At 53.6% G+C, this 11,716-nt stretch carries 8 protein-coding genes and 1 pseudogene; 4 read left to right on the forward strand and 5 right to left on the reverse strand.

The window, feature by feature from the left end:
• Together AB9F27_RS21400 and AB9F27_RS21405 are read right to left on the reverse strand one after the other, a co-directional pair.
• A pseudogene (locus AB9F27_RS21400) lies at positions 1-3,553 on the reverse strand (hypothetical protein); the annotation flags it as partial.
• 338 nt (positions 3,554-3,891) lie between these two features.
• Entirely contained in the window at positions 3,892-4,086 is a 195-nt protein-coding gene (locus AB9F27_RS21405) for a hypothetical protein (protein ID WP_335586912.1), read from the reverse strand.
• A gap of 738 nt (positions 4,087-4,824) precedes the next feature.
• On the opposite strand from AB9F27_RS21405, the gene AB9F27_RS21410 reads away from it, so the two are divergent.
• From AB9F27_RS21410 to AB9F27_RS21425, 4 genes are all read left to right on the forward strand, one after another.
• The gene (locus AB9F27_RS21410) at positions 4,825-5,226 is read left to right on the forward strand and encodes a DUF805 domain-containing protein (RefSeq protein ID WP_335586913.1); all 402 of its coding nucleotides are present in this window, start codon (positions 4,825-4,827) and stop codon (positions 5,224-5,226) included.
• Positions 5,227-5,326: 100 nt separating this feature from the next.
• A complete protein-coding gene (locus tag AB9F27_RS21415; protein ID WP_335586914.1) occupies positions 5,327-5,725 on the forward strand; it encodes a hypothetical protein in 399 nt (132 codons plus the stop codon).
• A gap of 21 nt (positions 5,726-5,746) precedes the next feature.
• Positions 5,747-6,055 carry a hypothetical protein gene (locus tag AB9F27_RS21420; protein WP_335586915.1) on the forward strand — a complete coding sequence of 103 codons (309 nt, stop codon included), beginning with the start codon at positions 5,747-5,749 and terminating at the stop codon, positions 6,053-6,055.
• Positions 6,056-6,224: 169 nt separating this feature from the next.
• Positions 6,225-8,093, forward strand: coding sequence for a dihydroxy-acid dehydratase (locus AB9F27_RS21425; RefSeq protein ID WP_335586916.1), 1,869 nt, complete (start codon positions 6,225-6,227; stop codon positions 8,091-8,093).
• 502 nt (positions 8,094-8,595) lie between these two features.
• Here the strand turns inward: AB9F27_RS21425 and AB9F27_RS21430 are convergent.
• The 3 genes from AB9F27_RS21430 to AB9F27_RS21440 form a co-directional block, all read right to left on the reverse strand.
• The gene (locus AB9F27_RS21430) at positions 8,596-9,618 is read right to left on the reverse strand and encodes a hypothetical protein (protein ID WP_335586917.1); all 1,023 of its coding nucleotides are present in this window, start codon (positions 9,616-9,618) and stop codon (positions 8,596-8,598) included.
• A gap of 445 nt (positions 9,619-10,063) precedes the next feature.
• Positions 10,064-11,053, reverse strand: a complete 990-nt coding sequence (locus AB9F27_RS21435) for an IS110 family transposase (RefSeq protein WP_335586918.1) — start codon at positions 11,051-11,053, stop codon at positions 10,064-10,066.
• A gap of 182 nt (positions 11,054-11,235) precedes the next feature.
• On the reverse strand, positions 11,236-11,547 hold the full coding sequence (locus AB9F27_RS21440) for an antibiotic biosynthesis monooxygenase (RefSeq protein WP_335586919.1): 312 nt from the start codon (positions 11,545-11,547) through the stop codon (positions 11,236-11,238).
• Positions 11,548-11,716: the final 169 nt, after the last annotated feature.

The following is an 11,716-nucleotide window of genomic DNA, read 5'->3' on the forward strand; positions in this document are numbered from 1 at the left end:
CTTGGACCGCAACACTGGTCACTGCCTCGTGGAACCCCCCGCCGTCATTAAAGTAAACGAGAACCGTCAGCACATGGCCTTCGTCCTCATCCGTGAGCGTATAAGTGGCCTCTTGCGCCCCCTCAAACTTCTCGCCCGAGCGCAACCATTGATAGCGCAGCGTGCCCAACCCGTCGTCATCGGCCAAGCCGCTTACATCCGCAGTCACCGTATCCCCCAGCGCAAATACCGCCGGATCGGCGTTGTCACTGACAAGCAGAACAGTCCCAGTCAGGTCGTGATTGCCATCGTCAATCGGGCCGGTCACGGGCGCGAACTGTGCCGACGCGGTCTCAAACGATGCGTCCTGAATAAGAACTGTCACGCCGATCTCGGCCCCCACATGCGCTGCCGTCAGTGCAAAGGTATTCTCGGATGTGGTCTCGAGAACCACCCCATCCGCTGTCCAAACATAGCTAATGGTAAAGCGCGGATCGTCGGTCCGAAGGCCTTCGATCTCGGCAGTCAGCGTTTGGCCTGCGGCTTGGCTCCCTGTGAGCGTGACTGAAACATCCCCGCTCGCGACAGGCTGAAAGCTGCGACTGTAAACGCCGGCACCGCCGCCATCCTGCCCAGTGGACTGCCATGTGATCACCCATCCGCCACCCTCTAGTGCGGCGATCTGTGGGAGGTATTGATTGCCTTCAGTATAGGTGTTGACCTGCGTCTCGTCGCCTTGCGTGCTGCCATCGGCATAATAGGCCTGCGCATAGACGCCATAACTGCTGCCATCCTGTCCGGCGGACAGCCAAGTGATCACCCAGCCGCCACCCTCTAGTGCGGTTATCTGGGGCTCGTACTGGCTGCTTGCTGTATAGGTATTGACCTGCGTCTCATCGCCTCGCGCGGAGCCGTCGGCATTATAGGCCTGTGCATAAACGCCATTCCCGTCGCCATCCTGCCTCTGGGAGGTCCATGTGATCACCCAGCCCCCATCGCTCAGGGCCGTGATCTGGGGGAAGTACTGATTATCCGCCGTGTAGGTATTGACCTGCGTCTCGCTGCCTTGGGGCGTCCCATCCGGATTATAGGCCTGTGCATAGATGCCCCAACCGTCGCCATCCTGGCCAGAGGAGTTCCATGCAATCACCCATCCGCCATCGCTCAGCGCGGTGATTTGGGGCTCGTACTGGCCGCTGGTCGTGTAAGTATTGACCTGTGTCTCGCCGCCTTGGGGCGTACCATCCGGATTATAGGCCTGTGCATAGACGCCGGGAAAAGAACCATCCTGATCATAGGAGACCCATGTGATGACCCAACCACCATCATTTAGCCCGGTGATTTGAGCGTTGTATTGCTCTAATGTCGTGTAAGTATTGACTTGTGTTTCGGTGCCTTGAGGCGTGCCATCGGCGTTATAGGCCTGTGCATAGATGCCAGCGGCATCGCCATCCTGCCCCCACGACGTCCATGTAATCACCCAGCCGCCATCGCTCAATGCGGTGACTTGTTGGCTGTACTGGGAGCCTGCAATATAGGTACTAACGTGTGTCTCGCCGCCTTGGGGCGTACCGTCCGCGTTATAGGCCTGTGCATAGACACCGCTATCGTCGCCATCCTGCCCCGGGGACCGCCATGTAATCACCCAGCCGCCATCGCTCAGCGCGGTGATTTGCTGGTATTCCTGATTTCCTGTCGTATAGACGTTGACCTGTGTCTCGCCGCCTTGGGGCGTGCCATCCGCGTTAAAGGCCTGTGCATAGATGCCGTAAATGTCGCCATCTTGGTCAAGGGACTGCCATGTGATCACCCAGCCGCCATTGCTTAGGGCGGTAATCTGCTGGTTGGTCTGTTCGTTTGTCGTATAGGTATTAACCTGTGTCTCAAAAATTGGCGTGATATCCACATTGACCGCACCGAGGGCCTCAACCGTTCCGCCGTCATTAGCGGTCACGCTGATCGACGCCGCATTGTTTCCGGCCACATCCGCAGCACCCGTATACTGGATCGCCGTGGCTGTGTTCAAAAACGCATCGATATCCGCCGGAAGGCCCGTCAGGATCAACGCACCGGTTCCACTGCCGGTCACGGTAACTGTGCCGGTTGAGGTCGCTTCCAGCGTACCGCTGTCCGCCGTGAGCGTCAGAGCAAAACTCGCGCCCCCGCCAGCAACGGCAAAATGCACCGCCGACAAGTCCAGATCAGCCGCAATCCCTTCAAAAGCCGCCACATCCGAGGGCAGCCCCCAGTTCACGCTGCCATCGGCGTTATAGACCTGTGAATAGATACCGTTACTGCTGCCATCCTGCACATCGGACCTCCATGTGATCACCCAGCCGCCATCACTCAGGGCGCTGATCTCGGGGTCGGTCTGATAGCTCAGAGTGTGGTTGTTGACCTGCGTCTCGTCCCCTTGGGGCGTGCCATCGGCGTTAAAAGCCTGTGCAAAGACGCCCCAACTGTTACCATCCTGACCATTGGATCGCCATGTGATCACCCATCCTCCGTCACTCAGCGCGGCGATCCGGGGGGTGGCCTGATCGTTAATTGTATAGGTGTTGACCTGCGTCTCGCTGCCTTGGGCCGTGCCATCAGCATTATAAGCCTGTACATAGACACCGTAGGAATCCTGATCTGGCGCTTCCCATGTAATCACCCAACCGCCATCGCTCAGCGCGGTGATCTGGGGGGTGTAACTCCAGAAGGCGAGCGGACTGGTATTAACCAGTGTCTCGCCGCCAAGCAGCGTGCCATCCGCATTATAGGCCTGCGCATACAGGCCAAAACCTTCGCCATCTTGTAAATAGGCGGGCCATGCGACAACCCAGCCGCCATCACTCAGCGCGGTGATTGATGACTCTTCTTGAGAGCCTGTCACGGTGGCGTTAACGCGCGTTTCGCCCCCTTGTACGGAACCCGTGGCGTCATAGGCCTGCGCATAGATTCCGGCACTTTCGCCATCCTGCCCCCACGACGTCCATGTAATCACCCAGCCGCCATCGCTCAGTGCGGTAATCTGGGGGGACTGCTGAACGCTTGTTGTATAGGTATTCACCTGTGTCTCGCCACCTTGGGGCGTGCCATCCGCATTATAGGCCTGCGCATAAACGCCGACATCTTCGCCATCCTGACCAGTGGACGCCCATGTGATCACCCATCCGCCATCACTCAAGGCCGCGACGTGTTGTTGGGACTGGTAGTTGGTCGAATAAGTGTTAACCTGCGTCTCGCTGCCTTGGGCCGTGCCATCCGCATTATAAGCCTGAGCATAGACGCCGTAACCGTCGCCATCCTGATCAAAGGACAGCCACGTAATGACCCAACCGCCATCGCTCAGCGCGGTGATCTGGGGGATGCTTTGGCTACCAACCGTATAAGTGTTGACCTGCGTCTCGCTGCTTTGCGGGGTACCGTCAGCGTTATAAGCTTGCGCATAGATACCCCAATTGTCGCCATCCTGACCATAGGACTGCCATGTCACCACCCAACCGCCATCGCTTAATACGGTGATTTGGGGGGATCTCTGAGAGTTCGCTGTGTAGGTGTTGACCTGAAACTCTGAATAAATGGGCATAAAAATACGGTCTCGCTTGTTTGAAATATTGAAAAGGAATGCTGTAAAAATCGGCGGGGCAAAGAGGACGCGCCGCACAAAATGCACCGGGTGCATCTGTGTTGAGGGGTGTCCATGCCTGCTGCCTAAAACGCCGATTTCAAATCATTTTTCGCCGCGCCAAGCGATGTCCCACGTTACGTGCGTAAACTATTTGTTAATCTTTTCAATTAGTTTCTCAAATGTTAAAAAAGGCCAGCCACCTCGCGGCCAATTTAGGGAACAAGATATCGTGGAGTTCGGTACTGAACCACCGAGCGCCCCTGCCCGTAGGCGCGGGTATCTCGTTTCCTGTCGCCCTATTCGGGCCCAACAATTGCGCTGTGCTTGATCGCCCAGGTCACCAGCGCCCCATGCCGATCTCCGCTGGTGATCAAATCACTGCCAATCCGCCCCAGCGCAATTTCGATGTCGGCTTGGCTCTTTGCCCCTAGCGCAATCTGTGGTTTTCTCACAGGGGCGAGCAGCTCGGCGTCAGGCCTAGGGGCGCGCATCCCAGAGGGCGCGGATCCGCTGCACGCTGAGAGCATCAACCGCGCAGCGATCGGCCACCTCGGCCGAAGGTCCCTCCTCCCGCCTTCGACCCTTTTACAACCGCGCGCGCAGCCATTTCACTCACGGATTTTTAGGTCGCGTCGCAGATCTTACGGAAACGCTCGAATGGCATCGCTCTGGGCCTTGATCATTGCGAGTTCACACCGTTTTCGGACGCGGGTTGATGTTTTGGACTTCGGCAACCAGATCCGTTTCAATTGTTGCGCAGAGTCGGCGCTCCTAAGCAGAACAATAATTTTTGTGAGGTTGCCTGCAAACGCGGTCAATCGATCCCACGAGCATCCCCCAAGACACACATGCGCGAAAAGTCTTGGTGTTTAAACTAAGTTCCACTACGATTTCTTTAAGTTGAAGGTTTGTTTTACTTAGTTGACGGGGGTCTCATGAAATAACCGATAGCCTTGGTTTGCGCCTTTTCAGCCGGCCTTGTGGCCTGCGATATAGTGCCTACACCTGCTCCATCATTGGACAATGCCGCCTTGAATGCGCGCTGTGAACTCGCTGTTGCGCAGGAGGCCAATGTCTCCGCAAGCATCGTCATTGCAACGTCTACAATCCCGACAGACACAGGAACACTCACAACAGTCGATCTACTTGGCGCAACGGCACCATGGAATTGTCGAGCAGATACAGCCGGCCTTATAACCGGAATTGATTATAGCGAAGAAGGATAAACTATGGAATTTGCAATTCTGGCGAGCCGCACCGTTCTTTCAAAATATGCTACTTTTTCGGGGCGCGCTTCCCGACCCGAGTTTTGGTGGTGGGTTTTGAGTATAACCGTTATTTTGGCAATCACCCGCCTCATCGACGGCGTCATAATAGCTCCTTTATTAGGTTTTGATACCTTTCAGAGCGGAAGTGGGCAGCCACTTTCTTTTCTGATTTCTCTAGCCGTTATTCTACCGAACATTGCCGTCGCTATGAGGCGTTTACACGATATTGGGAAATCTGGCTGGTGGTTGTTGATCGCACTTTTACCTGTGATCGGCTTTCTGGTTTTGATCTATTTTTATATCCAACCTAGTGATAAAGGCGACAACGAATTTGGCCCACAACAGCCTCTCAATGCGCCCTAATTCCCGCGGCAGATAAGTCAGCTTTTCACGTTCTGGTTTTTAACCCCGAGCCTGCGGCAAATTTTGCACCCCTCTCCTCGATAGGCTGATTGGATACCTTATGAAGACATCGGTCTTTTCCCTCCTCACCCTGCCCGTTGTTGCCGAATGTTCCAGTGTGACGAGCACCGAAGACGCCCTCAGTAGCCATGGCTACTCTGAAACTTATGTCGCAGGATACGACGCGGGATGTGCAAGCGGAAAGCACGCGGGTGGCGACATGTTCGGCAAACGAAGCCAAGATGGTGCTGCCTATGCAGCGAACGCAGACTATAAAACGGGTTGGGACTACGGCTTCATTACCTGCAAACAAAAGGAAGTCCGCGATCTGGAAATAGCGACAGCCATAGGTATTGGTCTGGCTGCTGGAAGCTCAAACCGCCATGGCGCGTATGGAATTGATGCGCGCGCTGCGTTGGCGGGCTTGGATACCAGCGCGATCCAAGCCGCTGGTTGGTAACCAAAGTAGAGGAAATTCAACATGAATAATTTCGTACAATCAGCCTTTGCACTCACAGTAGCGCTGGCGTCTCCAGTGTCAGCACAAATGTTTGACGAAGCCACAACCGACGCGTTGAAGGTCTGCCACGATTACGTCTGGTTTGAAGTCCCTGAGTTTAAGGAATTGCCGAACGCAGCGGTTTCTGTATTTCCAGGCATAATCGATGAGAATTCAATCACCATTTTTTGGAATGTTATGTGGGATGATCCGACCGTCCGTGCCGCAGGGAACTGCACGACGATTGACGGCGCAGTTGAGGGTTTTGAAGACTATACGAAAATGGATTAGTCGGCGTTTTACCAAAACGAGTGCCCTCCCTGACACGACCATCTTGTCTCTGAAAAAACCTCCAAAGATCAACGTGACACCCACCCAGATACCGCTTATTGTTTAGGAATGCGGAATAAGACTTAGGTATGACCGTGTCTTGCCTGTTTTATCGCACTAAGGAACTCTCATGACTATATCAAAATCCGTTCTTATTGATCGCCATCCTGGGCGCTCAGCCCAAACCATTGGCATGGCCAAGGAGCTTGGAACCAGCCCAGACTTGATCCATAAACCGTCAGTCGGTGTGGTCGGAACTAAGGGCGATAGCCAATGCTACTTGGGCGTCACAGATAAAGTTGAAGCAATTCATGCCCGCCTTAGGGACCGTATCGGAACGGAACCAGAGCAGTTGAAATTTCGTCTTGTCGAGCCCCAATACACGGTCGCGACGTCAGACGGCATTCGGAACGGGACGCGCGAAATGCGCTACTCCCTTATTGGCCGCGAAGTTACCAATGATGCGCTTTGCGAACACCTTGAAGCGAGTGGCCTTGCAGGAACTATCGCAGTTGTTGCATGTGACAAACCACCTGTCGGAACGTTGGCCGCCTTGCTCGAACATAATACGCCAGCAATCATCCTGTCGGACGGACCAATCCATCCCGGGATTGATCCCAAAACTGGCGGCGCAATCGACATTGTGAGTGCCTACGAGGCCGCCGGCCATCCGGATCCAGAATACCGTCATCACATTGCGTGCCACGCCTGTCCGGGTATTGGAAGCTGTGGTGGCATGTTTACCTACAACACCATGCAAATATTCATCGCCGTCGCTGGGATGCAGCCGTTGCACATGGTGGCCCCCGCGTCCGATGACTCCAGACGCCTCAATGAATTTCCAAACGAACTCGTCGATTACTTAGCACAGTTAATTGAGCTGGATTTAAAGCCGCGCGACATCGTTGTGCGCGACTCTTTACGCAATGCCTTGATTGTTGCACTGGCTGTGGGTGGATCAACCAACGTCATCTTGCACGCGCCTGAGATTGCTCGCGCCGCAGGATATGAGAATTTTTGGCAAGACGTTATGACGCCAGAAGAGTTCAATCATCTCTCGCAATATGTCGTGCCTGTCCTTACGGACGCGCGCCCATATGGCAAATACTCCATGGTCGACATTGATCAAGTTGGCGGCGTTCAAGTGATTGTCCGCGAGCTTCTGGAAATGGGCTTACTCAATGGGGACGTTATGACCTGCACAGGGGAAACCCTAAGTGCGCAGGTCGAGCGCCTGAACACGGCAAAACCGGACGGGACAGTCGTCTATACAGTTGAAAAACCTTACAAACCAACAGGTGGTTTGCGTTTACTAAGCGGCAATCTGTCTCCTGATTTTTCAGCAATCTTAAAACTTGCAGGCGTTGAAGGTGGACTAGGCGATAATCTATTCCGCGGCAAAGCGCGCACCTTCGATGGGCAAAGTGGCCTTTTGAAAGCGCTCGATGCGGACCCAGATAGCTTTCAAAATAACGATATGGTCATTGTGCGCTACGAGGGTCCTACCGGCTCACCAGGCATGCCGGAGATGCTAGACCCGACTGCACGCATCACCACCCTTTGCCGAGAAAAAGGCATCGTGATCGCCTTGATGACAGATGCGCGTTTCTCTGGAGGGTCCGTTGGACTGGTGATTGGACATGTGGGGCCAGAGGCGGCTCTTGGTGGGCCAATCGCATTCATTAAAGATGGCGATGAAATTATCGCAGATCTGAATACAAGTGAATTAACCTGCACAGAGCTTAAGGACCCAGAGACATTTGCGAAACGCAAAGCTATTTGGGAAAAAGAAACCGCAGACAATGGCGGCACTCATCCTTCTTGTGGCATCGCGGACACGCGCCTCTTACATCGTGCGCGTCACTCTGCCGTTCCAGCATCGCGTGGTGGCGGCATTCATCCAAACCGCGAGGTTTGGGTCAGAGAACCAAGAGATGCAGACCGCTCTGGCTTTATTCCGTCGAATAAAACGCGACCGGGCACCGCTAAAGAGTTCTAGCGCACAATCTGTCGTAAATGGCATTGCCGCGGTATCCGTCCGGTGACCCAACTCTCGACGTCCAAACACTGAAGCATTACTCTCAGACCTGAGAGTAATGCTATTGAATGTGGGTTATCTTCGATTTCTCCTTCTGAGCCGCCCTATTTGAGCACTGAGGCACACGCGCGCCGCAGATTGTTTTCGCCGCCGATAACATCAGTGTTGAAATTACGGCATCAAACGAACCTCGAAGAAAAGCGCGCCCCAAATGGGCAACAATATCCCAAATGAACCAAAGGAAAAGAGCTTAACCTAAACACCCGATTGGAGAAGCGGACCTTCGCTGCGCAATTTTCGAATGTCAGCTCAGGGCCGTTCGCTTCGCTTACATTAGGGCTTAATTCGAAACCATCGTGCTAACGCAGCATCCGACACCAAGAGCGGGAAGCAGACCCTCGCTGCATTCTGCACCAATGTCTGCAGTGCAAAACAGACTACCAAATAAACTGGGTCTTAGGGCTTAGAGTGTTGAGGTAAGTAGTCTGAGATACAAAAGCTCTTTGCCTTCAGCATCAAAAGTTGCGGAAATCGTCATCAGATAACCCACCGAATTTAGAAAGCGCGGAACGAGGCCAGTGGTCGGAAATCTGGGTCCGTTTTCCCTTATCGACCAACGCCCGTCAACTCTCATTGTACCATCTGAGGTGACATAGGGGTTAGTTGGGCTATTTATCTCTCCGAACTCAAAGCCTTGCGCCTCCATCCATTCAGCGGCTTGGAGAACGCCGCCCCATTCATGGAGCAATCTAAAGGAACAAACCGTTGCATCGCCTGTGCTGACAATCTTATCCCAATCTATTTGGATGAGTTCGGCACGATTTTGCGCATTTGCCCCCTCCGCAAGGCAAGATTGAATATCCGGAAACCTAAGCAATGCACGATCGACATCTCGCGTCAGATAGTGATCATATTCGACGCGGAACTCTGGAATTCCTCGTGGGGTTGGCTCAGTGTGAATGCGATTATAAAAGACCCGTGGCGCCATTGAAATCAATGAATAAACGATGGGAGAAAGGGCCCCGACCATAACAATGAGGTATAGCTTTTCATCCCATGGGGTGCGCGCGAAATGTCGAACGGACCAACCGGCGCGGCCCGCTACTCTTCCTGTCAGCAGCCAATATATCAGGAGAAATAGAGATATGTTTCCCACCTCTGTATTCAGAAAACCCGCCAATACGCCGAGCATCAAACACAGAACGAGAACGATTGTTTGCCACCGGTTCAACCGCTTTCCCTTGAAGGCGCGCCTATCGAAGGCAAACAATACACTGCTTAGAACCCCAACGAACAGAAGAGCCAACGGAAAGAAAAAAATGACACTTAAAAGGATCCACCCAGCTATTTTACTAGAATGAGACTCCGCTTGCGGCCATAAATAAGCTCCCAAAAATACCATTAAAAACAGACTGATCAAGACGGTGAAACCGATCCTCAAAATTCGACTCGGCGGAAGATCAGATCGTGGTTGTGTTGTGCTCAACTCAATTTCCTTCGTCAAAAAAGTAACTCGCTATAATATGGCCGGCTCTATTCAAATTCGGTAAACTTGTCAAAAATGTGAAGTGGCAGCAATTAGGGTCAAATGTACCCAAGTGAGGCAAAGCTACCGTTAGCCGCAAAGTGCTTTAAGGTCAGCTTCTCTAATTGGATGTTTAGGTCAAGCCCGTTTTCCTTCTTTCTTTTGGGTCTTTGTCACTCATCCGGGTCACGCTTCTGTTCGCAGTCTGGTTGATGCCGTTTTGGCACCGCTGCACGCATATGTCGGATCGGACGTGGAGAGCCTTGCTTTGAGACGCGCTTCACGTTGCGCAGCAGCCATTTTCGGCTCCTTCTATTACCTGACAGGGCATGTTTACATGCCTGAGAAGGCACAGACCTCGTCCGGTGAGGGACGACCCCGTTAGGATTGGTGGTCGGCTTTTAGTTCATGCCGCTCCTCCCACTTGGTCCTGACGGAATTCCGTGCCATCAACCCACATGCGATGCGGCAAGACGGCGAGTTTGCGGGCGACTGCGACAACGGCGCGACGGCGACCCTTGGTGCACATCAGTCGCATGCCCCATGATTGGATCTGTGAGCCAGCCATCGTCCGCATCAGCAAAGCGTTTGCAGCTGCATACAAAGTTGCACGAACGTCTCTGTCCCCCGCTTTCGATATTCGACCAAGATTGTCGTGCTCACCTGACTGATATCGTCGCGGTGTCAGCCCAAAATGCGCGCCTACAGTCCGTGACCGTTTGAAGCGCGTAGGATCATCCACAGCGGCTTTGAAGGTCAATGATGCAATCGGTCCAACACCCGGTACGGTCATCATTCGCATACAAACCTCATCATGGCTGGCGGCGCGTTTGACACGCCGATCCAGTTCCAGAAAGTGCTGATACAAAACCACACGTGCATCCAAGAGCGGCACCAAGGCATGCGCTAGAACGTCATCCATCTCGATCATCGGCCGGACGACTCCATCGAAACTGCCGTGCTTCACAGTCTTGGCCAGATTCATTGGCCTCTTTAGCAATGCCTTGCGCGTGCTTAGCAAAGAACGGACACCATGAGCCTCACGGCTCTTCATATGCACCGGGCTGAACCAACCCGTGCGTAGCACTTGAGCGATCCCGCGTGCGTCATTCTTATCCGTCTTGTTGCGCATCGCTGACAGCGCCGCGTTGACCTGTCGTGCTTCCATGCAGACGACATCAAAGCCTTCTGCTTCCAGACCATGGAACAGGTGCTGACTCATCGTGCCCGCTTCAAAGCCGACCCGCTCAATCGGATGGGGGAAGCGTGCAAGGCACTCTGCAATATCGCTGACCTCACAAGGCAACTCCCGCTCCAACAGCAGCGTCCCCTTGCTATCAACAATGCAAAGCGCACAGGATCGTAACGACACATCTAAACCGGCAAAATATTCCATCTTCTATCTCCCTTGTTCAAAAATCATCTTGTGATCTTATCGGGAGCTCGACCTCAGAACAGAGGTAGCCCAATTACGCATGCTTTGGGCAGAAAGCCACAAGTAGTGCCAAACTACCGGACGGCAATTTGTCCTCTCTCCTGACATCGGCGCGGCACACGGCGAACGTCCGGTTCGCGCCCTCATTCACTCGTTTCAAGACCAGTAATTCTATAGTTACGGAGGATTGCTGCGGTCGCCGCCCACCATGTTGATGCACGGGTTCGTTGTTGGTGATGCGAAAACGCTGAAGAGTTTATGAAACTCTCCTCAACGCGCCAAACCAGGGCGTCGTCAGTTTGCCAGACCTTGAAGGACAGGCATCTGGGTTCGTTCAAAGTCAGCCGTATATGTTCATTAAGGCTGTCCTTGATGACCTCCACATCGTCCGTGCAAGAGCAGAGTAGCTTGCCTGAAAGGCACACAATGCTGGTTGGATCGGCATCATATTTCATCCGTGATCCTCCAGCGATCACCTTAACGAGCGATGTTCGTTTTGTCCGGAGGCTGTGTGGAAACCCGGCTGATCTTGGTGCCCTTAAGAGTTTTTGACGTTCGTGTCCATTTTGGCACGATATCGTTATTCCGCTACCCTGATGGATCATGGTGGCGCTCAGGACAGTC

The organism is Falsihalocynthiibacter sp. CO-5D18 (assembly GCF_041205445.1).
GTDB lineage: Bacteria > Pseudomonadota > Alphaproteobacteria > Rhodobacterales > Rhodobacteraceae > Falsihalocynthiibacter > Falsihalocynthiibacter arcticus.